Origin of the sequence: Flavobacterium frigidum (assembly GCF_048286735.1) — a bacterium.
Taxonomy (GTDB): domain Bacteria; phylum Bacteroidota; class Bacteroidia; order Flavobacteriales; family Flavobacteriaceae; genus Flavobacterium.
Genome location: NZ_JBLVPU010000027.1, coordinates 1 through 22,336 on the forward strand (window position 1 = coordinate 1; position 22,336 = coordinate 22,336).

General features: G+C 33.6%; 16 protein-coding genes. 11 read left to right on the top strand and 5 right to left on the bottom strand.

The window, feature by feature from the left end; translation table 11 throughout:
* The 4 genes from ACNQGO_RS13830 to ACNQGO_RS13845 all read right to left on the bottom strand — a co-directional run.
* A partial coding sequence (locus ACNQGO_RS13830) for a PorP/SprF family type IX secretion system membrane protein (protein WP_417985627.1) occupies positions 1-2,094 on the bottom strand: 2,094 nt, incomplete at its 3' end.
* Between the two features lies 1 nt (position 2,095).
* Positions 2,096-3,550: a T9SS type B sorting domain-containing protein gene (locus ACNQGO_RS13835; protein ID WP_417985628.1), complete on the bottom strand. Its 1,455-nt coding sequence runs from the start codon at positions 3,548-3,550 to the stop codon at positions 2,096-2,098.
* 57 nt (positions 3,551-3,607) lie between these two features.
* A complete protein-coding gene (locus ACNQGO_RS13840) occupies positions 3,608-4,903 on the bottom strand; it encodes a hypothetical protein (RefSeq protein WP_417968293.1) in 1,296 nt (431 codons plus the stop codon).
* A 58-nt stretch (positions 4,904-4,961) separates the two neighbouring features.
* Positions 4,962-5,402 (bottom strand): hypothetical protein, encoded by a 441-nt coding sequence (locus ACNQGO_RS13845; protein ID WP_417985629.1) that lies wholly within the window; start codon positions 5,400-5,402, stop codon positions 4,962-4,964.
* 832 nt (positions 5,403-6,234) lie between these two features.
* Between ACNQGO_RS13845 and ACNQGO_RS13850 the strand changes: the two genes are divergently transcribed.
* The 7 genes from ACNQGO_RS13850 (at position 6,235) to ACNQGO_RS13880 (ending at position 12,058) form a co-directional block, all read left to right on the top strand.
* Positions 6,235-7,383, top strand: coding sequence for a DNA polymerase III subunit (locus ACNQGO_RS13850; RefSeq protein ID WP_417985630.1), 1,149 nt, complete (start codon positions 6,235-6,237; stop codon positions 7,381-7,383).
* Positions 7,384-7,388: 5 nt separating this feature from the next.
* Positions 7,389-7,772 carry a DoxX family membrane protein gene (locus tag ACNQGO_RS13855; RefSeq protein ID WP_417948124.1) on the top strand — a complete coding sequence of 128 codons (384 nt, stop codon included), beginning with the start codon at positions 7,389-7,391 and terminating at the stop codon, positions 7,770-7,772.
* A 45-nt stretch (positions 7,773-7,817) separates the two neighbouring features.
* A complete protein-coding gene (locus tag ACNQGO_RS13860) occupies positions 7,818-8,327 on the top strand; it encodes an acyl-CoA thioesterase (protein WP_417968288.1) in 510 nt (169 codons plus the stop codon).
* A gap of 190 nt (positions 8,328-8,517) precedes the next feature.
* The gene (gene recA, locus ACNQGO_RS13865; protein ID WP_035674074.1) at positions 8,518-9,525 is read left to right on the top strand and encodes a recombinase RecA; all 1,008 of its coding nucleotides are present in this window, start codon (positions 8,518-8,520) and stop codon (positions 9,523-9,525) included.
* Positions 9,526-9,654: 129 nt separating this feature from the next.
* Positions 9,655-10,065: a hypothetical protein gene (locus ACNQGO_RS13870; RefSeq protein ID WP_417985631.1), complete on the top strand. Its 411-nt coding sequence runs from the start codon at positions 9,655-9,657 to the stop codon at positions 10,063-10,065.
* Positions 10,066-10,082: 17 nt separating this feature from the next.
* Positions 10,083-10,625: an RNA polymerase sigma factor gene (locus ACNQGO_RS13875; protein WP_417985632.1), complete on the top strand. Its 543-nt coding sequence runs from the start codon at positions 10,083-10,085 to the stop codon at positions 10,623-10,625.
* A complete protein-coding gene (locus ACNQGO_RS13880; RefSeq protein WP_417985633.1) occupies positions 10,622-12,058 on the top strand; it encodes a hypothetical protein in 1,437 nt (478 codons plus the stop codon). The genes ACNQGO_RS13875 and ACNQGO_RS13880 overlap by 4 nt, the downstream gene beginning before the upstream one ends.
* Here ACNQGO_RS13880 and ACNQGO_RS13885 read toward each other — a convergent pair.
* Positions 12,042-12,803 (bottom strand): lysophospholipid acyltransferase family protein, encoded by a 762-nt coding sequence (locus ACNQGO_RS13885; protein ID WP_417985634.1) that lies wholly within the window; start codon positions 12,801-12,803, stop codon positions 12,042-12,044. The genes ACNQGO_RS13880 and ACNQGO_RS13885 overlap by 17 nt on opposite strands.
* 137 nt (positions 12,804-12,940) lie before the next feature.
* On the opposite strand from ACNQGO_RS13885, the gene trpS reads away from it, so the two are divergent.
* The 4 genes from trpS to ACNQGO_RS13905 all read left to right on the top strand — a co-directional run bounded on the left by trpS (position 12,941) and on the right by ACNQGO_RS13905 (position 21,709).
* Complete coding sequence (gene trpS, locus ACNQGO_RS13890; protein WP_417985635.1) at positions 12,941-13,915, top strand: tryptophan--tRNA ligase; 975 nt, start codon at positions 12,941-12,943, stop codon at positions 13,913-13,915.
* Between the two features lie 582 nt (positions 13,916-14,497).
* Positions 14,498-14,863: a hypothetical protein gene (locus tag ACNQGO_RS13895; protein WP_417985636.1), complete on the top strand. Its 366-nt coding sequence runs from the start codon at positions 14,498-14,500 to the stop codon at positions 14,861-14,863.
* A gap of 97 nt (positions 14,864-14,960) precedes the next feature.
* The gene (locus ACNQGO_RS13900) at positions 14,961-15,515 is read left to right on the top strand and encodes an REP-associated tyrosine transposase (RefSeq protein ID WP_417947804.1); all 555 of its coding nucleotides are present in this window, start codon (positions 14,961-14,963) and stop codon (positions 15,513-15,515) included.
* Between the two features lie 1,160 nt (positions 15,516-16,675).
* Positions 16,676-21,709 carry a leucine-rich repeat domain-containing protein gene (locus ACNQGO_RS13905; protein WP_417985637.1) on the top strand — a complete coding sequence of 1,678 codons (5,034 nt, stop codon included), beginning with the start codon at positions 16,676-16,678 and terminating at the stop codon, positions 21,707-21,709.
* Positions 21,710-22,336 lie beyond the last annotated feature (627 nt).

A 22,336-nucleotide genomic window follows, 5' to 3' on the forward strand; every position in this document is an offset into this window, starting at 1 on the left:
TTTAGCTTCTGAATCAGCTTTTGCTTTCGCATCTGCAGCCAGTTTAGCTTTAGCGTCGGCATCGGCTTTAACTTTTGCATCTGAAGCTAGTTTCGCATCAGCGTCTGCTTTGGCTTTCGCATCTGATGCTAGTTTTGCTTTAGCCTCAGCTTCCAATTTAGCTTTGGCATCAGCATCGGCTTTTGCTTTTGCATCTGCAGCTAGTTTCGCTTGAGCATCAGCATCTGCTTTGGCTTTGGCCTCTTCCGATAATTTTGCACGAGCGTCTACATCGGCTTTTGCTTTTGCATCTGCTTCTAATTTAGCTTTCGCATCAGAGTCTGCTTTAACTTTGGCGTCAGCATCAGCTTTTGCTTTGGCCTCTTCCGATAACTTTGCACGAGCGTCTGCATCGGCTTTTGCTTTGGCGTCTGCTTCTAATTTAGCTTTCGCATCAGCTTCCAATTTAGCTTTGGCATCAGCATCGGCTTTTGCTTTAGCGTCAGCTTCTAATTTAGCTTTCGCATCAGAGTCTGCTTTAACTTTGGCGTCAGCATCAGCTTTTGCTTTGGCCTCTTCCGATAATGTTGCACGAGCGTCTGCATCGGCTTTTGCTTTTGCATCAGCGGCCAGTTTCGCTTTAGCGTCTGCTTCCAATTTAGCTTTGGCGTCAGCATCAGCTTTGACTTTTGCAGCTGCTGCCAATTTCGCGTCAGCATCGGCTTTAGCTTTTGCTCCTGCAGCTAGTCTCGCTTTTGCATCAGCATCAGCTTTTGCTTTGGCAGCTGCGGCTAATTTGGCTTTGGCTGCAGCATCGGCTTTTACTTTTGCATCAGCTATTGCTTTTGCATCTGGTACAACTGCCACAGGTGGTTTTGCAACAACTGGTGCTGGTGTTGGTTTCACTTTAGCATCTGCGATTGCCTTCGCTTTGGCAGCAGCATCAGCAGCAATTTTTTCTCTTTTTAATCGATTTTCTTCGAACAATGCTTTGGCCTTAGCAGCATTCTCTAACCTCGTTTGTGCAAGTGCATCAGCCGTAGCTCTTGCATCTGCTATTGCTTTTTGTCGGGCTGCTTTTAGCTCATTTTCTATCTGAATATCCGCATCTGATTTAACCGTAGGTTTTACAACAGCTTTTGAAGGGGCAGCTCTCCTGTCTTCAGCAGCTGGGATTATAGCTCCTTCTTCTTCGTCATCATCGCTATAATCACTTTTGAATTTGTAAGCCAAAACTAATTCATGCGAAGGTCCAAACTGTGAAAAGCTACCTAATGCTTTTTCATAATTATACTCTAATGCGATTCTTGGAGTTACATTCATTCCAATTCCCCCTGAAACTCCATGAAAACTATTGTAACCAGCTTGTGCCCAGACTCCTTTTGGAATACTGAACATTACTAATCCTGAAACAATAGTCTGCTCTTTTTTACTTTCAGCACGAATCAGTCCTGAAAATTTGCTTCTGTCAAAAAAACCATAACTATCAATAAATCCGGTATACATTAAGTGTGCTTGTATGCTGCGAGATGGATCATCTTGTACTAAATTGGAACTTTGAAGATTATATAAAACTGCATTTTTTACAGCCAATCCAAAATCAAAAAAAGCATTTCCATAATTGATCCCAGGGCTTAAAGTAAAAAGAGAATTAGAAGGTATTGTTTCTAAAGTTGGATCTGGATAATTGGTAATGACCTTTCCGTTATTAATGCCACTTTTATAAAAACCTAAATTAACACCAAAAGTAAGGTTACTGTCTTGGTCCAAATACACATTTTGTGCAAAATTGGCTACTCCGCCAAAAGTCGTGAGTACCCCATAATTTTGTTGAAAAACGCCCAATGATACGCCTTGATTTTCTCTAAAGCGACCGGAATAACTTACTAAATACGTTTGAGGAGCATTGTCAAACTGTACCCATTCTCGTTTGTTGAAGAGTGTAATATATGAGTTTTGTTCTCTAGCAAAACTAAAAGCGGGATTTAATAAAAATTTATTAAACCTCATCGAATTTCTAACGGGTATATCAAATGAAGCTACTCCCCCTTCTTGAGAGTAGAGTGCCTGTAGTGAACAGAAAAAAAAAACTAAAATTAAAAACCTACTTTTCATACTACTTGACTACGGTGATAGAACCTTTTTTTACTTTATTGTCTGTTGTTGTAATTATGTAATAATAAATGGGATTCACAGACTTAAAATCAAGTTTGTTTTCCGGCCAATTATTCTGATAATTATTTGTTTGTAAAGCAACTTCGCCTCTTGAATTTAATAACACAATTTCTGTGTTTGATCCGCTTACATACTCTTGTGGTAAAATCCAAGTATCGTTTACGCCATCATTATTTGGGCTTATATAATTTGGAATTAAAACTACATTGGGATCTACAAACGGAAATTTAATTTCAAAGGGGAGTGTTTTTTGGGATACACAACCTGATGTTTGTTTGATAACAACCGTATAATTGCCTTCTTGGGTAACATCCAAAGTATTGGTGGTTGCTCCGGCAATTATAGTACTGTTTCGATACCATTCAAAAACAGGATTAACCGCGTTAGTTGTAGCGATAACCGTTTTTGTTTCGCCTTCATTTATAATTGTTGTGGCAGAAACGTTTAAAGAACTGGTAAATGGTACGTCTTCTAGAGTTATAGTAGGTGTCGAACTACAGCTACCAAAATCAACCTTTACAGCGTATTGCCCCGCTGTACTTGTTTGATATTGTTGACTTATTGCACCTGAAATAGCTGCGCCATCTTTAAACCATTGGTACGAATTTCCTGTTTGAGTGCTCAACGTTGTAGGGCCAGTTGAAGGACAAAAAGGGTTTCCTTTACTTGAAGTTATAGTTGCTGTAACTCCCGTAGCTTCAGAAACTGTAACTCTGTTTGAGTAGGAATCAGAAGTACATGTTCCGTAATTAGTCTCAACGTAATAACGTCCAGGTTGGTTTACTGTTAAACTTGCTGTAGTAGCAATTGGAACTAAACTCGGTTCTTTAAACCATTTAAAAGTAAGTGAAGGATATTTTAATGGAGAATCGTTTGTTCCTGTACCTGGATTGTCTATCCTTAAAACCAATGAGCCTCCAGTACAATAAGTTGCAGTTCCATTGAAATTATTGATAGTAAATTGTGAATCTTGAATTTTATAGTACGCAGCAAAAATATTAGATAATTGACTTATAGAAGCTGGAGCTGTACTTTTAACACGTAATTGATAGAGTTCGCCAGCCGTATTGGTAGGAACTGAAAAAACAAACGTTCTAGATGTTGGGGTAGCTGTTAGCGGCTTCTCAGTATAATTAAGCGCTATGGGGGTTCCAAAATTTCCAGCAGGGTCTGAAAGTTCTAAAAAAAATTGATTCGTTGGGCTTAAAGATCCCGCAGGTGAGAATGAGAAACTAACTTCAAAAGTATTAAAACTAGGATTAGCACAAATTTGGCTAAACCCAAGTGTGGGTTTGCCAATTGCTACTTGTGCACATAATGAGGCAGTCGATGGAAAAACCACCAAAATAAAAAAAATAATATATTTATTTAAAATGGCGGTGGAGCTACATTTCATATCTTATTATAAAATCAATATTTATGATGCTTACTAATCAAATTATTACCATCCAATCTATTTTGATGCTGTAAATTTTGATATTTGTAAGCGGAAATCTGGCTTTTTCTCGTTAGAAAAATCAATAAATGTCTCCGAATTATTTGTGTTTGAAAAATAATTATTGAAAGCAGGTTGTCCGTAATGACTTTCTAAATCGTCGTTATTAGAGTTGTCAACTGTAAAAATGTTGCCTTTACAATTATTGATATGCAATGCATCTAATTTAATCTTATTAAGATTTTCTGAATTAATTTGTATGTTGCTATCTAACAAGATTGCCGGTTTAAAACCCGAAATCACTGTTTTTTTACATTGTAAGGTTGTATTTTCAGCTACATAAATAGCCTCTTTTACCAAACCTGACTCAATATCAGCAAGAATACTTGTACTATTGTTCACAAAAGTTAAATTGGTTGCTACAACAAATGTTTGTTTCTTAGCTAAATCAACTTCCTCTTTTTTATCATAGGATGCTATGTCTAAACATCTTGAACCTAATTTACTGGATAAAAATGAGGAACGAACTGCTAACGAATTAGTAATTCGACATTGTGCTCCATAATTAAATCTGTAATCATCATTACTCGATTTGAAAGAAACCATTTGGTTCATATTAAGATCACCTCCATATACTTCAACTGAGTTTCCACCAGAAAAACTAACCATTATATTTTCAATAACCGTTTTGTTTCCAGCTCCAGCAATCAATAATGAATTTAGATTTCCACCACCATTTGCTAATTTAGCTCCACCAAACTCAATTCTCATATATCGTAATATACCCGATGAGCTAGACGCATTCAATCCACCATAAGAAGTTAGCAATGGATTTAAATAAGAATTAGCGGGACTAACCGATGCTACGCCTCCCCATTTATTGATTGGCGCATCTCCTAAAATTATTATTCCACCCCAATCCCCTGCTTTCTTTAAACTTCTATTTGAAGTAAAAACGATAGGATCTGTTTCTAAACCATCTGCTATCATTGAAGCTCCTTTAGTTATTACCAAAGTACCTTTTGATTCAAAGTCTCCAATAATTACAGTTCCTGGCTCAATAGTTAAAACGGCATTGTTAGTTACATAAACATTACCTTGAATTAAGTATATGTTTCTCTTTAACAACTTAGTATTGACTGAAATGTTTCCAGCTAGTATTTGATTCGCCTCGCCATACTCCACCTTGTTAGGCTTGAATTCGGTCCAGTTATTCAACCAATTGTTTAAACCTGTGATCCCTTTTTCTTGTTGTGCATTCGCACTGAAAAACACCAAAAGAAACATTGCTATTGTTTGAGTAATTTTTTTCATTGGATGTAAAAATTAAATTAATAAATTATTTATTGAATTGAAAACTTGGACCATCAGCCTACAAACCTTCAAATTCATGTAATGATTTTAATGTGCTTTCATAAAATAAAATTGCTGATATCAAGGTGTTTTTATCTGAATAAGGCAGCATTTTTTTTTGAAAATCTTCTGTTTGTGTTATAAATACAGTTGTACTTGCTGATTGCGCCTCCATCGTTTTCCTATTTTCAGAATCATTTGGAATGCCTAAATCTGCAATTGTGACCCCTGGAGTTTTAGCCAAAGCGATATTTGGCAAAATTTTTGTCAAAACTCTAAAACGCTCCGTATACAATTCTGCAAGTTGCCCTTTTTGCATCGCTTTTAATTCATCTAACTCGTGGTATTTTCTAATCGCAGCATCTCTACTTATAATACTCTGAACAACAACTTTATTTTGAGAAAACCCTACGCTTGCGGTACTTAAAAAAATACTTAAAAAAACAATATTTGTCTTCATAATCTGAACTTTATAATTAGTAGTATGCTCCAAAACTAAGCAATAAAACCAAAATAAAAAACATTTACTGTTAATTATTTTAACTAAAAAAACGTTGCAAATGGAAAAATAAAAGTAAATGGTCGACAAAACAAGCAGTTAGTCGGTTTTTTTTATTTTTACCTAAAATAAAAAAAATAAAAAAATGTAAGATTTATTAATGTAAAAAATACCAAAAAAAAACAATATAAATTCAAAATAATGAACTTAAAGTACTGTTAATAAATTATTTAAGACTTTTGTTTTTGGTTTTATTTCATACAAAAAAAAGCACAAAATAAAAGAATAAAAAATAAGATATTACTTCATAAAGTAAAAATTTAACAGTGCCATAAAAACAAATAAATTTGCAATTTACAAACTATTTATTGTAGCTATAAACTGATATTTGTAACGCTTTTAGAATCATTTTAATGACTTTTTTTAAACTTAATTCACTTTTAAAATCAAAAGCTTACGAAATTAAATGCAGAAAATACCATTCTTTTTACTAATTATTCAATATTTTATTCAACTCTTTTCAACAAAAAAAAATAGCGTTTTACCATTATATTATTGATGCCTAAATCTACCTAAATTTGTCAAATTGGTACTTAAATTGATACTTGTCAATGACTAAAATTTAGGTAGCCGTTCACACTAGTTTTTACTTCTATAAAACACTAATTTAATGCAATCCGCAAAAATATGAAAGCAATTCTCATAATTTAAAGCAGACATTTATAAGCTGTTTGTCGATAAACTTTGCCCTGTAAAAATTTTAGACTAAACCATTTTCTTCTATCTTTGCTTCATGCTATTTTCAGAAATTTTAGGACAAGAACATATTAAAAGTCATTTGACAAAAAGTGCTGATCTAGGAAGAATTCCACATGCGCAATTGTTTATTGGACCGGAAGGAAGTGGGACTTTACCAATGGCTATAGCCTATGCACAATATATTATTTGCAACAATCAAAATGCAGAAAACGATAGTTCTAACCCTGCTTGCAACATCAAATTTCTAAAAACAGCGCATCCTGATTTGCATTTTATTTACCCAACCGTAAGTACCGAAGATGTAAAAACAAAACCAAAAAGCATTGATTTCATCAGAGAATGGCGCGAATTTCTAGAGCAAAATCCGTATGCCAGTCTATTTGATTGGTATCAAATATTAGGTATTAAAAATAAACAAGGAGAGATCCGGGTAGATGATGCACAAGAAATTTTAAAATCACTTGCTTTAAAATCCTATGAAGGTGGCTATAAGGTAATGATTATCTGGATGGCAGATAAATTGAATACCGCTGCCGCCAATAAATTATTAAAATTATTGGAAGAACCTACCGAGAGAACAGTTTTCATTCTTATTTCGGAAAACGAGGAAGATATCATTCAAACCATTCGCTCTCGATGCCAAGTGCTTCATTTCAATGGATTACCCGAAGCCGATATCGCCGACGCCTTAGTTTCGAAAAAAAATATTGACCCAAAAACAGCCTTGAAAATAGCACATCAAGCACAGGGAAATTTTAACAAAGCACTGCAATTACTGCAACCCGATAGCGAATCCGTTTTTTTTGAAAAATGGTTTGTAGATTGGGTACGAGCGGCATTTAGAGCAAAAGGAAATGCGGCAGCGATTCAAGATTTGATTCTGTGGAGTGAACAAATAGCGGGTTTAGGAAGAGAAACCCAAAAGAAATTTCTACATTTTTGTATCGAAATGTTTCGCCAAGCGCTTTTGTTAAATTATCAAACACCAAGCTTAGTTTACATGGAACCTCAAGTGGAGAAATTTGAACTGGGGAAATTTGCACCATTTGTAAATAGCAACAATATCAATGCTATTTTTACAGAACTTTCGGAGGCTATGTATCACATTGAGCGCAACGGGAACGCCAAAATTATTTTAACCGATTTATCTATAAAACTCACTCGATTAATTCATAAAAAATAAAAAAAATGAACAACATTACCTCTATCTTAATCTTAATTTTCTTGGCCATTACTTTTTTACAATCTGGATACGACAAACTTTTTTATTGGAAAGACAATATCGATTGGTTGAAAGGCCACTTTGCAAAGACACCTTTAAAAAATCAAGTCCCATTAGCTTTGGCTACTATTTTAATTCTAGAATTGATTTCCGGAATTTTATGTGTGGTCGGTTGTATCGAACTATTGATCAATAACGGAAGAGTTTTTGGTTTCTACGGTGCCGTTTTTTCTTGTGTTACCTTATTGATGTTACTATTTGGCCAGCGCCTTGCTAAAGATTATGATGGCGCAAGAACCATTGTGATTTATTTCATCCCCGCAATACTAGCTGTGTATTGGTTGAACTAAACTCATTATCTTATATAATAATATTTTACTTTTTATTTTAAAAATATGAATCCAAAATATCCTTCTGAATCCTTAACAATACTCACTGATTTAGTTTTACCAAGTGAAACAAACCCTTTGAATAATCTTTTTGGCGGTGAATTATTAGCCCGAATGGATCGCGCAGCAAGTATTGCAGCAAGAAGACATTCCCGAAGAATTGTTGTAACAGCATCTGTAAATCACGTGGCGTTTAACAGAGCCATTCCGCTAGGAAGTGTCGTTACGGTCGAAGCCAAAGTTTCCCGCTCTTTCAAAAGTTCGATGGAAATCTATATTGATATTTGGGTAGAAGACCGTGAATCTGGAAACAAAACTAAAGCCAACGAAGCCATTTATACTTTTGTCGCCGTTGATGATACGGGAAGACCTGTTGAAGTACCGCAAATAATACCTGAAACTGAACTAGAAAAACAACGTTTTGAAGCAGCCTTGAGACGCAAACAATTGAGTTTAGTGCTTGCTGGGAAACTCAATCCTCACGATGCAACGGAACTGAAAGCTTTGTTCACTTAAATCGCATTATTGACTTGTAATTTTTAATTTAAAATATTCTTGAAAGCGAAATTTTTAATTAAAAAAAGAAGTATTTTTACAAAACAAATATTCAGTTTACAAATGAAACTGATAGGATAAATAGTCATTCTATCAGTTTCTTACCGTTATAAAATAATACAAATAGATGAAAGAAAAGGTAAAAGAGAAGATGAGTACAGAAAAAGAATCCAAATTAAAAGCGCTACAACTCACGCTTGACAAACTCGACAAAACCTACGGGAAAGGTACGGTTATGAAAATGGGTGACAAGGCCATTGAAGAAGTAGAAACTATTTCATCTGGATCTTTAGGGATTGATTTAGCTCTTGGAGTTGGTGGATATCCACGAGGACGAATCATTGAAATATACGGTCCAGAATCTTCTGGAAAAACAACCTTGACACTTCACGCCATTGCCGAGGCACAAAAAGCAGGAGGAATTGCAGCTTTTATTGATGCAGAACACGCATTTGATAGAAATTATGCTGAAAAATTAGGTGTAGATATAGAAAACTTGATTATTTCGCAACCTGATAATGGAGAACAAGCCCTTGAAATCGCAGAGAATTTAATTCGTTCTGGAGCCATAGACATTGTAGTTATTGACTCGGTGGCAGCTTTGACTCCTAAAAGTGAAATTGAGGGAGAAATGGGAGATTCAAAAATGGGTCTTCACGCGCGTTTGATGTCACAAGCCTTGCGTAAATTAACTGGAACCATTAGTAAAACTCATTGTACGGTATTCTTCATTAACCAATTAAGAGAAAAAATTGGGGTTATGTTTGGAAATCCAGAAACAACAACAGGAGGAAATGCATTGAAATTTTATGCCTCAGTTCGTTTAGATATTCGTCGTTCTACTCAAATTAAAGATGGTGACAACGTACTTGGAAACAGAACTAAAGTAAAAGTCGTAAAAAACAAAGTAGCTCCACCATTTAAAATTGCTGAATTTGACATCATGTATGGTGAAGGAATTTCAAAAACAGGAGAGATTTTAGATCTTGCTGTAGAATTTGAAATCATCAAAAAAGCAGGATCATGGTTCAGTTATGGCGAAACCAAATTAGGACAAGGCCGAGATGCTGTTAAATCATTGATCAAAGACAATCCGGAATTGGCGGATGAATTAGAAGAAAAAATTAAAGCTAGAATAAAAGAATTAGCTGAAGCTTAAACCTTAAAACCCGATATTCTCGGGTTTTTTTTATGAACAACGCAACCTTTTTTATAATTAACCATCCAATACTAAAATCGTTTTTAGTTCTTAAAAACGAGCGGAATAATAACTTTAAAACTAGTACAAATGAAAAAATTTATTTTACTCACTTTTATTTTATTGACTTTAATAAGTTGCAGCACAGACAATGACCAATCCAATTACAGTTATGAAGTCAATCCAATAGACAGCTTCATCATTCCTACCACTTTTAAATTAGGAGAAACGTACGAAATCACATTAAAATTTACAAGACCCACGGAATGCCACTTCTATCAAGGAATATATTACAGTAAAGACTTGAATACAAGAACCATCGCTATTCAAACTGCCGTTGATAAAGATCAAGCATGTGCACAGGTAGTACCAGCACAATCAGAAGTTACTTTTAATTTTTATGTAACCAATACCGGTTCGTATATTTTTAAATTTTATAAAGGAAAGGACGCCAATGGTGTCAACCAATTTGAAGAAGTAGAAGTGCCCGTTACCAACTAAATAATAGGCTAATATCTGTGGGATTAGATCAAATAATTGCTGATTGTAAAAAAAAATGCCCTAAGGCACAAGAGCAACTTTACCATCTATTTTCTAAGAAATTATTTGGTGTTTGCTTAAAATACTCTAGCAATTTTGCCGATGCCCAAGACAACCTGCAAGATGGTTTTATACTTATTTTTGACAAAATCGAACAGTTTACTTTTAAAGGTTCTTTTGAAGGTTGGGCAAAGAAAGTAATGATTAATAATGCGCTTCAAAAATTCAGAGGTGTACGCTATATGGAAGTCATCAACGAAGCAATTAATGAGGAAAATGTCGAAATTGAGGACGAAAACATCTCAATTGATTATCTACTGCAAATCATACAAGAGTTACCAGATCAATATAGATTAGTATTCAGTCTCTATGTGCTCGACGGTTATTCTCACAAGGAAATTGCTCAAATGTTACAAATTACAACTGGCACAACAAAGTCAAATCTCGCTAGAGCCCGAGCTATTTTGAAAGAAAAAATAGACCATCACACTAAAATCAAAACAAATTCACAGGCACAATGAACGACAAGAAAAACATAGATCGGTTGTTTCAAGAACGCTTCAAAGATTTTGAATCAGAGGCCAGCAAACAGGCATGGGAGAACATTCAATTGGCTTTAAAAGAAAAAGATAAAGACAAAAAACGTATTCCTTTCTGGATAAAAACGTCTGGTATTGCGGCCACTTTCCTTCTAGGCGTCTTTGCATTGTACACCGCTACCAAAAATGATATTCAAAAAGATGTGGTTATAGAAACTAAAATGATCAAAAATTCGTTCGATAGCATGGATTCTATTACTCGTTCAATAAAAAAAGAGCGCAATGCTTTAGAAATAAATAGAATTCCTCAAGTTATAGTGAACACCATTAAAACCGTGAAAAACAATGAAAAAAATTCTACATCACCTGACCAATTTAAAATCAATTCACACCAAGAAAAGAATCAAAAATCTAATGTCGTTTATTTCCAAAAAAATCATTCACCGATAAAACAAAAAACGACCAATCCTCTAAATGAAAACAATTCAATAGCAGAGGAAAAGAACAGCTTACAAAAAAATCTAATACTTGAAAACACCTCTCAAAAAATGCCTTTTGGCAAAAGTGAGGTTGCAGATATCCCACGCGTGTCCATTGCAGTAATTGATACAAACCATCAATCTGAACTGTCCATAAAAACCCCAAACGAACTAGAGGATATTCTTAAAAACAAATCTGAGTCCGAAAAGGAGGTTATCGCACAAAACCAAAATAAAAAATGGCACATTACGCCCAATGTTGCGGCGGTTTATTTAAATCCCAATTCGGGCGGTTCTGCTATTGATCCTCAATTTTTAGAAAATCAAAAAACAGCCGAAAACAGCTTAAGTTTTGGAATTGGCATAACGTATGGTATTTCTAAAAAAGTAACCTTACGAAGCGGAATTAGCAGGTTGTCGTTAGGATACAACACAAATAACGTCGTGTATACAACGGGACTGGTAAACAACAACCTTACCAATATACGGTATTCATCAAAAGCCTTGATTGAAATCAAAAATGCAGCATCGCTCAATTCGCTAACACCTTTTGAAAAAGACCTGCAAAAAACAAATACGGGTGCTATCAATCAAAAAATGGGATATTATGAAATCCCATTTGAAGTTTCCTATACAGTATTAGACAAAAAATTTGGCATTAACCTAATCGGTGGTTTTAGTACTTTGTTTTTGAGTCAAAATAAAATAGCGTTAGTTTCCTCAGAAACCAATATGAATTTAGGCGAAGCAAACAATTTAAATCCGATTCATTTTAGTACGAATGTGGGACTTGGATTTAGATACAAAATACTAGAATCATTTCAAATCAATGTAGAACCAATGCTAAAGTACCAAGTGAATACGTTTTCAAATAACTCAGGAGGCTTTACACCTTTATTTATTGGACTATATTCTGGGGTTAGTTATAGCTTTTAATTGGATTTGAATCGAAAGCAACTAGCTGATTGTAAATTATGTCGCGAACATCCTCTCGAATTTTTTTGCGATCAACTCCTGTTTTACCTCCAGTATCAACATGATCATGCATTTTAACACGCATAATACCGGGGCTTCCGCTGAAAAAAGTATAAGAAAATCGCTTTTTATTATCAGCAAACGAGATGGGAACAATCGGAATTTGATGTTCAATCGCTAAGCGGAAAGCACCATCTTTAAAAGTATCTAAAAGTATCGATTCATCATCAGGAACTCCGCCTTCTGGAAAAATACAAATGCTTAAACCTTGATTGATTCTTTTTTGCGCCCGATCAAAAACTTCCATTCTGCTTTTTGTAGACCCTCTGTCAACCAAAATGCAGGTTCTTTTGTAGAAAAACCCAAACAAAGGAATTTTTGAAAGCTCCTTTTTACCTACAAAAACAAAAGGATTTCTAGTAATAGCAAGCATCAACATAATATCAGCCATAGAAGTATGATTGGCAACAATCATGTAGCTTTTTTGATACTGCATTTCCTGCTCTTTATCTATTTTATAGTAAAATCCCATACCAAAAAGAATGAATTTTGCCCAAATACGAGCCATCTTAAAAAAATAAGGATAGCCACTTTCAGTCAATATAGACAGCACCAAAAAAGGAAACATCACCAATATGGGAATGGCCATTAAAATATAAAACCACACGCGCCACAGTACCCAAAAAATAATTTTTAATCCTTTCATAAGTTCAAAAGTAAGAAATCGAAGGCGAATAATAATAAAAGAATTTGCTTTGGAAATCTACCTTATAGAAAAACTTTACAATCGTTGCAAACTTTGCGAAAATCTTTGCGAACTTTGCGGTTAAGAAAAAAGAAATAATGGCAAAAATACTTACCGGCGTTCAAAGTACCGGAACACCACATTTAGGAAACCTACTTGGCGCAATTATCCCCGCAATAGCATTATCCAATAAACCCGAAAACGAATCCTTTCTTTTCATTGCTGATTTACACTCTATCACCCAGATCAAAAACGGTGAAACCCTACGAACCAATACTTACAGCACTGCCGCAGCTTGGTTGGCTTGTGGCTTAGATGTAAATAAAGTGGTTTTCTATAGACAATCTGATGTGCCACAAACAGCAGAATTGTCGTGGTATTTGAGTTGTTTTTTCCCTTTTCAACGCTTAACCTTGGCGCATTCGTTTAAAGATAAAGCCGATAGACTGGAAGATGTAAACGCTGGACTGTTTTCGTATCCAATGTTAATGGCGGCCGATATTTTATTATACGATGCCGAGTTTGTTCCTGTAGGTAAAGACCAGTTGCAACATTTAGAAATCACCCGTGATGTTGCGTCACGCTTCAATCACCAAATGGGCGAAACCTTTGTACTTCCCGAAGCTAAAATTCAGGAAGACAGCATGCTGATTCCGGGTACCAATGGTGGAAAGATGAGTAAATCAGCCAATAATATTATTAATATATTCTTGGATGACAAATCCTTGCGCAAACAAGTCATGAGCATAGAAACCGACAGCACGCCGCTGGAAGATCCTAAAAATCCCGATACTTGTAATGCATTTGCTATTTATTCTTTATTGGCCAATGAAGATCAAATCGCGGCTATGAAAGCACTTTACCTTGGCGGAAATTACGGTTATGGTCATGCCAAACAAGCGTTATATGAATTAATTTGTGAGACTTTTAAAACCGAAAGAGAAAAATACAACTATTACATGAATAACCTTCCTGAAGTAGATGACTTATTGAAAATAGGTGCTGGGAAAGCTTCGGCTATTGCCAATGGTGTGTTGGGTAGAGTGCGCGAAAAATTGGGGTTTGAGGTGTAACAAACTTATTTTTTAAAACATATAAGTCATGTAGGTTTTTTATAGTTTATTACAATTTACAAAAGCTTAGATGACTTATATGTTAAAATCAAAGCGCCTCAAAGAATTTCTAGCTCCGATTCAGGATTATTGAAAATAGAAAAAGTAGACACTCCAATTGTTGATGTTATGAATTTGAATAATATTACCAAATACAACGAATGTTGAGTTTGATAAAGTTGTAACGGCATGTAGAAATGGGTGCGAACGTCCCCGACTTCGCACCCACTCCAATCCCTTGGTGTAAATACAGTAATGCAGAAAGTTATTTCATAGAATTGGATAAGGACTTATACCTAACAGGTTTTAAAAACCTGTTAGGTATAAAATAAATATTTGACCTATTCCCAACTGAGATTAACTTCATAAAAACAAAGCAGTAAGTGTTTACATAGCACATTTATATTGCTAGAAATTAAACTGCTCTTGAAAATTGAAAAGAGAATCGCTTATAAAACCAACATAACTTAGTATTTGATAAAAAGTTCAAAAAGTTTTAAAAAAAATCATACTTTTGTAGTAAAAATCAACAGTGTATATTTTATGAAAACAAAATTACTTTTGATGTTTATGTTTTTGACGATTACCTTGCAAGCCCAAACCAATTTGGTGCCCAATGGAAACTTCGAAAACTGGACATCCTCCTCACAACCAGACAAATGGTTCAGATCTTTTAGCGGATTAGTATTCCAAAGTTCATCTGCTCAAAATGGAAGCTCTAGTACAAAAATGCAAATTACAAGCGGTACATTTAATTACATCAACAGTGAGCTTTTTCCGGTTGTAGCCGGTAAAACGTATCGCATTACGATGTATCACAAACTGGTTACAGGAACTTTCTCGGCCATTGACCTAAGTTTGTATCCCCCACTGGCGCTCGTTTGCAACGAGTGCCTATTTATCTTCTAAAAACAATTCGTAGCGTTTGCAACGCGGCTAACTAAGACAGGAGTTAATTTATGCATGTAAATTTTTCTTATAAAATCAATACATTTGATTAAAAAAAATGTCTGAGAAATACAAAGTCATAGATAGTACGGTACCTACTTTTATTACCATTACCGTTGTTGATTGGGTTGATTCATTTACACGTCCCGTTTATTGCAATATCTTAGATGAATCTTTGAATTATTGTATTAAAGAAAAGGGATTGAGTGTGCATGCCTATGTCTATTTGACAAGCCATATTCATTTAATAGTTACAGCACTTGAAGGGGAATTGCAAAATGTGATACGTGATTTTAAAAAGTATACCTCAAAAAAATTAATTAAAGCAATACAAGAACATCCCGAAAGTAGACGCGAATGGCTTTTAAAAAAATTTAGTTTTGAAGCTGAAAAATCAGGAAGAGCAAAACATTATAAATTATGGAAAGATGGTTTTCATCCCGTTATCTTAGATACTTTAGAAAAAATGGAACAACGTGTAAACTACATCCATTATAATCCAGTTGAAGCGGAAATTGTATTTCATGAAAGAGATTATGTAAATAGCAGCTATAGAAATTATGAAGAAGAAAATACTGTTTTTTGTAACCTCAATGTTGAACCTTTATGGTAATCTGTCTAAGTAATCCGCGTTGCAAACGCTTTATTTTCGTAAATGAAGTAAGTAGGTACTCGTTGCAAACGAGCACCAGAGGGGTAATCTGTCTAAGTAATCCGCGTTGCAAACGCTTTATTTTCGTAAATGAAGTAAGTAGGTACTCGTTGCAAACGAGCACCAGAGGGGAATTAAAGGAGTCCAAAGAAAAATCAATATTAATGGCGTATTTGATATTGAGGCATATAAAATAACTATAAATTAGAAAGTTATGAAGTTAGAAATAGTATTGTTGCTGTTTGTTATTATAATTGTAGTGTTAATGTTTTATATTTTTTTTAAGTTTAAACTTTATGGAGCTATTAACTACATAGTAGGATCTATACTAATTATAATGTTGTGTAAAATAGATCTATCTGGAGGTTTTCATAGTAAAGAAGAGGGTTTAGTCTATTTTATAGAATTGTTTTGTTTTACTATTTTGTATTTCAGTTCATTTTTAAGATTTTTTTTTAGAGATGAATGCGAGAAAAGAAAATACTTTTTTTTGTTTCCAATAATCTTTTATTCATCGATTCTTTTATTTTTTACTTTTACAGAAGGAAGATCTATTTTTTTATGGAATATGGCAAAAAATCTATTTTTGGCTTATTTTCCTTTATCGATAATATTTTTTTTTAGAAAAAAAATCATTAGCTGATGGAGCAAAAACCCCCAGCTGCTCGAAGTATTCAAAAAAAACGTTCTTAAAAACTTCAGGCTGCTGCGCGAATGTCTCTGACCCCCGCTGCTCGAAGTGTCCTTAAAAAAAACATCCTTAAAAACTACAAGTTGCTGTGCGAATGTCCCCGACTTCGCACCCACTCCAATAACGTGATGCAAATACTGTTATGCAGAAAGTGATTTCCAAAAATTATATGAAAACTTATACCTAACAGGTTTTAAAAACCTGTTAGGTATAAAATAAATATTTGACCTATTCCCAACTGAGATTAACTTCATAAAAACAAAGCAGTAAGTGTTTACATAGCACATTTATATTGCTAGAAATTAAACTGCTCTTGAAAATTGAAAAGAGAATCGCTTATAAAACCAACATAACTTAGTATTTGATAAAAAGTTCAAAAAGTTTTAAAAAAAATCATACTTTTGTAGTAAAAATCAACAGTGTATATTTTATGAAAACAAAATTACTTTTGATGTTTATGTTTTTGACGATTACCTTGCAAGCCCAAACCAATTTGGTGCCCAATGGAAACTTCGAAAACTGGACATCCTCCTCACAACCAGACAAATGGTTCAGATCTTTTAGCGGATTAGTATTCCAAAGTTCATCTGCTCAAAATGGAAGCTCTAGTACAAAAATGCAAATTACAAGCGGTACATTTAATTACATCAACAGTGAGCTTTTTCCGGTTGTAGCCGGTAAAACGTATCGCATTACGATGTATCACAAACTGGTTACAGGAACTTTCTCGGCCATTGACCTAAGTTTGTATCACCAACCAGGTACTTTTAAAACAGAAATTGCTAAAAAAACAACTGCGGTAACTTCCAGCACCGAATGGAGAAAATTAGAATTTGACTACACCCCAACCGTAAGCGAATCTATAGAAGTAGATATCTGGACAACTGGTACCTTGAACTCAGAAATTTTGATAGACAATATTTCTGTAGTTGATGCGGCTACTTTAGGGCCACTATACACTTCAATTCCTGACCTTAATTTTGAGAAAAAATTAATTGAATTAGGGTATGATTCTGGTGCTCCTGATGGTAAGGTGTTGACTTCGAATATAAAAGCTGTTACATCACTCACTCTTGACGCAAAAACCATTGCTGATTTAACTGGAATAGAGGATTTTGTGGCTCTAAAAACATTAATTTGCTCAGGTAATAGTGGTTCGCCCAATGGTGGGAATGGGTTATTGACAAAAATTGATGTCTCCAATAACAGTGTCTTAACTAGTTTGAATATTAGTTATAATAAAATAAAAAGTATAGATATCTCTAAGAACTTGATGCTAAATTATTTAGGTGTTTCTGCGAATGGGATGACTGGATTGGATGTTTCTAACAATCTAGCTTTAACTAATCTTGATTGTTCTACCAACCAATTAACAACCTTAGACATTTCTAAAAATGTGCCTTTATCATATCTTTATTGTTCTAGCAATCAATTAACAACGCTTGATGTTTCTAAAAATGTGGCTTTAACTACTCTTTATTTTTCTTTCAACCAATTAACCACATTAGATCTGTCTAAAAATGTCGCTTTAACAAGACTAGATTGTAGGAGGAACCAATTAACCACATTAGATCTTTCTAAAAATGTGGCTTTATCAAATTTTGATTGTTCATATAATAAATTAATCAGTTTGAATCTTAAAAATGGAAAAAACACTTTAATTACTACAAATAATATAGACCTTACTCAAAACCAAAATCTAAGCTGTATTTTGGTGGATGATACTAACTATGCCAATACCAATTGGGCGAATAAAAAAGATTCTTTTGCTTTTTTCTCACCGTATGATTGTAGCTTGATTACACAAATACCTGATACTAAATTTGAAGACAAACTTATTGCCTTGGGCATTGACACTGATGGGAAAAATGGTGTAGTCTTAAGTTCAAGTATTGCAACTATAAATACATTAGATGTGAGTAATAATGGCATCACAGATTTAAAAGGCATCGAAAGTTTTAAAGCCTTGACTACTTTAAATTGTTCGGGAAATCAATTGAAAAAATTAGATCTTTCTAAAAACACTGCAATAGCTACTTTAAATTGTTCTAGTAGCTCTACTTTAACTTGTATACAAGTAGCTGATATTGCTGCTGCTGAAAAATGGAACACTACCAAAGATGCTACAGCAAGTTTTAGTTTAGATTGTACTATTTACACGTTAATTCCAGATGCTAAATTTGAAGATAAACTGATTGCACTAGGGATTGATAAAGATGGTAAAAACGGTAAAGTGGCTACCCAAAGTATAGCGGGCATAACCTCACTTGATGTTTCTTCTAGTTCGATAACAGACTTGAACGGAATACAAGATTTTGTATCGTTAAAAAACTTGAATTGTAACAGTAATGGTTTAACCAGCTTAGATATAACCAAAAATGTGGCTTTATCATTTCTTAATTGTTCTAGCAATCAATTAACCACAATAGACCTTTCTAAAAATGTGGAGCTAACTAGACTAGACAGTTATGTCAACAAATTAACTACACTAGATCTATCTAAAAATTTGGCTTTAAGAGAGCTTTATTGTTATTATAATCAATTAACCACGCTAGATCTTGCTAAAAATTTGGCTTTATTAAGTCTTCAATGTCAAAATAACAAATTAACCACACTGGATCTTTCTAAAAATGTAGCTTTATTCGGACTTAATGTAACAAGTAACCAATTAACCAGTTTGAATCTCAAAAATGGTAAAAATACTTTACTAGCTAACATAAATATAAATCTTACTAGTAACCCAAATCTAAACTGTATTGTGGTAGACGATGTTGCCTACGCCAACACCAATTGGGCGGATAAAAAAGATTCTTTTGCTTTTTTCTCACCGTATGATTGTAGCTTAATAACACAAATACCAGATGCTAAATTTGAAGACAAACTCATTGCGTTAGGAATTGACACTGATGGGAAAAATGGTGTAATCTTAAACTCAAGTATTGCAACTATAACTATGTTGGATGTTAGTAATAGTGGCATTATAGATTTAAAAGGTATCGAAGGGTTTAAAGCCTTGACTACTTTAAATTGTTCTGGAAATCAATTGAAAAAATTAGATCTATCTAAAAACACTACAATAGCTACTCTAAATTGTTCTAATAATTCAAGTTTAACTTGTATTCAAGTAGGTGATATTGCTACAGCTGCTAGTTGGACGACTACCAAAGATGCCATAGCTAGTTTTAGTATTGATTGTACCATTTATACGTTAATTCCTGACGCAAAATTCGAAGACAAATTAATTGCTCTTAGTATTGATAGAGACGGTAAAAACGGAAAAGTAGCCACAGAAAGTATAGCTACTGTAACCTCAATTAATCTTGATTCTAGTTCAATTTCAAATCTAACAGGAATACAGGATTTTGTTGCTTTAACTTCTTTAAGCTTAAGAAACAATCAATTAACTACTTTAGATGTTTCTAAAAATGTGTCTTTAGCTTCATTATTTTGTGACTCTAATCGATTAACCATACTTGATATTTCTAAAAATGTATCTTTAACTACTTTTTCTTGTTACAATAATCAATTAACAACACTTGACTTATCTAAAAATCTGGCCTTAAATTATTTAGACTGTTCTCGAAATCAACTGACCACACTTGATGTTTCAAAAAATATAGCTCTATCTCATTTTGAATGTACTAATAATCTATTAACCACACTTGATGTTTCTAAGAATATAGTTCTAGGTTATTTTTTATGTAACAATAATCAATTAACCAATTTAGATGTTTCTAATAATGTCAAGTTATATCAAGTTTGGTGTCAAGAAAATAAAATAAAAACATTAGATTTTTCTAAAAACCCATTATTAACACAAGTTATTTGTAGCAACAATAACTTAGTAAGTTTAAATATAAAAAACGGAAAAAACACATCTATCCCAATTACTAATAGTAATAATGGAGGCGTTCGCTTCTTTAATAACCCTGATTTAAAATGCATTTTAGTAGATGATGAGACGTATGCTAATGCTAATTGGTCTACCAAAAAAGATGCTACTGCCTCTTTTAATGGAACTGATTGTACGCCTTACACTTTGATTCCAGACGGACGTTTTGAGGATCGATTAATAGTACTAGGCATCGATACCGATGGTAAAAACGGAAAAGTAAAAACTGCAAGTATAGCATTGCTAACTGATCTTAGTATAATCAATGCAGGGATTAAAGACTTAACGGGAATTCAAGATTTTAAAGCACTAAAAACTCTGATTTGTAACGCTAATGAACTTACCACTATTGATCTTAGTAAAAATATCGCTTTAACAGAGTTATATTGCAACAATAATTTAATTACCACGCTAGATGTTTCTACAAACATAAACCTTTCTTATTTGGCTTGTTTTGTCAATCAGATAGCAGCTTTAGATGTCAGCAAGAATGTACTGCTCAAAACACTAAGCTGTAGAAATAATAAAATTGCTAGTTTAGACCTTTCTAAGAATGTACTTTTAGAAACACTTATTTGCAAAGACAATGTATTGACTACCTTGAACTTAAAAAATGGTAAAAATACATTATTGTCTATACTAGATACTAGAAACAATAGTGCCCTTTCTTGTATTTTAGTGGATAATGTAGAATATGCTGTTGCTAATTTTACACAAAAAGATGTCACATCTGACTATTCATTAAACTGTACTGCTACTGTGGTTTACACCACGATCCCTGATGTTAAATTTGAAGAAAAATTAATTGCTCTAGGAATTGATAATGACGGGAAAAACGGAAAGGTCAAAACAACCAGTATCGAATACTTAAAATCAATTAATTTACAGTTTTCGGAAATTAAAGATTTAACAGGAATAGAAGATTTTAAAAATTTAGAAGTACTTGACTGTGCAATTAATAGTTTGACACAATTGAATGTGACTAAGAATTTAAAACTTACTGAACTTTATTGTCATTTTAATACGATAACATCATTAGACGTTAGTAAAAATGTACTACTAACAATTGTACAGGCTAATAAAAATAGCTTACAAAAATTTGATGTGTCTACCAATAAAGTATTGAAAGAATTAAATTTAAGAGATAATCAATTGACTACCCTGAATTTAAAAAATGGATACAATGCAAATGCTTCTTATTATATATCCAGAGGAAATCCTAATTTAACTTGTATTCAAGTAGATAGTAAAACGTATGCTGATGCCAACTGGTCATCGAGTAAGGACACAGCTGCATCGTATTCTGAATCATGTACCAATTTATCTACTTCAGAAATTGTATTTGAAAAATTAAGTATGTATCCTAACCCTACAAGTGGTGCATTATTCTTTGATAATGTTGCAATTGATAAAATAAGAGTTTATAATGCCTTAGGAAAACTGATGAATGTGCCATTTACAAGTACGGGCAATAGTTCTACAGCAAATTTAGAACAGTTACCTACTGGTATTTATTATATTTACCTTACTAGTAATGATGCTACAACAGTAAAAAAAGTAATGGTTAAATAATTTATTTACTATTTGTACTCGTTTTTACAAAAACGCTATTTCTTAACTGAAATGGCGTTTTTGTTTTTTAAAACCCACGTTCAATTACAACTCAGACCTAACAGGTTTTAAAAACCTGTTAAATTTGTGAGCTATTCCCAACTGAGATTAAGCGCAGTCAAACAAAGCAGAACGTGTTTACATTGCATATTTATAAAGCTAGAAATAAACTGCTCTTGAAAATTGAAAAGAGAATCGCGAATAAATCCACCATAACTTAGTATTTGATAAAAAGTCCCGATTGCGAGGATATGTCTCTACTTACTATAGCGAGGAATTGCATTCCGTGCCCACAAAGTTGTACAAACAAAACAAGTCGATGAGTTATATTCTTCAAAAAGTTATAAATTTTCTTGAAAGAAAGAAGATTCATTTTTTGAAGCTTTTAAGTTATTTTAAATGAAGTATTTAAATTTGTTTTTTGTTTCCTATTCTAGTGTGCACCAATTACAAAATCCTGAGTTGAATAAGGACTTAGACCTAACAGGTTTTAAAAACCTATTAGGTCTAAACAAAACGCGGTGTTTGCAAAACGAATAATTCAAAAAGCAGTACACAAAACGTTGTTCCTGTTTTTTATTGTGCTGA

Coding starts and splice junctions, on each gene's coding strand:
- ACNQGO_RS13900 (WP_417947804.1), top strand. CDS start 14,961: ATGTCTGAGAAATACAAAGTCATAGATAGTACGGTACCTACTTTTATT.
- ACNQGO_RS13880 (WP_417985633.1), top strand. CDS start 10,622: ATGAACGACAAGAAAAACATAGATCGGTTGTTTCAAGAACGCTTCAAA.
- ACNQGO_RS13885 (WP_417985634.1), bottom strand. CDS start 12,803: ATGAAAGGATTAAAAATTATTTTTTGGGTACTGTGGCGCGTGTGGTTT.
- ACNQGO_RS13870 (WP_417985631.1), top strand. CDS start 9,655: ATGAAAAAATTTATTTTACTCACTTTTATTTTATTGACTTTAATAAGT.
- ACNQGO_RS13860 (WP_417968288.1), top strand. CDS start 7,818: ATGAATCCAAAATATCCTTCTGAATCCTTAACAATACTCACTGATTTA.
- ACNQGO_RS13905 (WP_417985637.1), top strand. CDS start 16,676: ATGAAAACAAAATTACTTTTGATGTTTATGTTTTTGACGATTACCTTG.
- trpS (WP_417985635.1), top strand. CDS start 12,941: ATGGCAAAAATACTTACCGGCGTTCAAAGTACCGGAACACCACATTTA.
- ACNQGO_RS13835 (WP_417985628.1), bottom strand. CDS start 3,550: ATGAAATGTAGCTCCACCGCCATTTTAAATAAATATATTATTTTTTTT.
- ACNQGO_RS13855 (WP_417948124.1), top strand. CDS start 7,389: ATGAACAACATTACCTCTATCTTAATCTTAATTTTCTTGGCCATTACT.
- ACNQGO_RS13895 (WP_417985636.1), top strand. CDS start 14,498: ATGAAAACAAAATTACTTTTGATGTTTATGTTTTTGACGATTACCTTG.
- recA (WP_035674074.1), top strand. CDS start 8,518: ATGAGTACAGAAAAAGAATCCAAATTAAAAGCGCTACAACTCACGCTT.
- ACNQGO_RS13845 (WP_417985629.1), bottom strand. CDS start 5,402: ATGAAGACAAATATTGTTTTTTTAAGTATTTTTTTAAGTACCGCAAGC.
- ACNQGO_RS13850 (WP_417985630.1), top strand. CDS start 6,235: ATGCTATTTTCAGAAATTTTAGGACAAGAACATATTAAAAGTCATTTG.
- ACNQGO_RS13840 (WP_417968293.1), bottom strand. CDS start 4,903: ATGAAAAAAATTACTCAAACAATAGCAATGTTTCTTTTGGTGTTTTTC.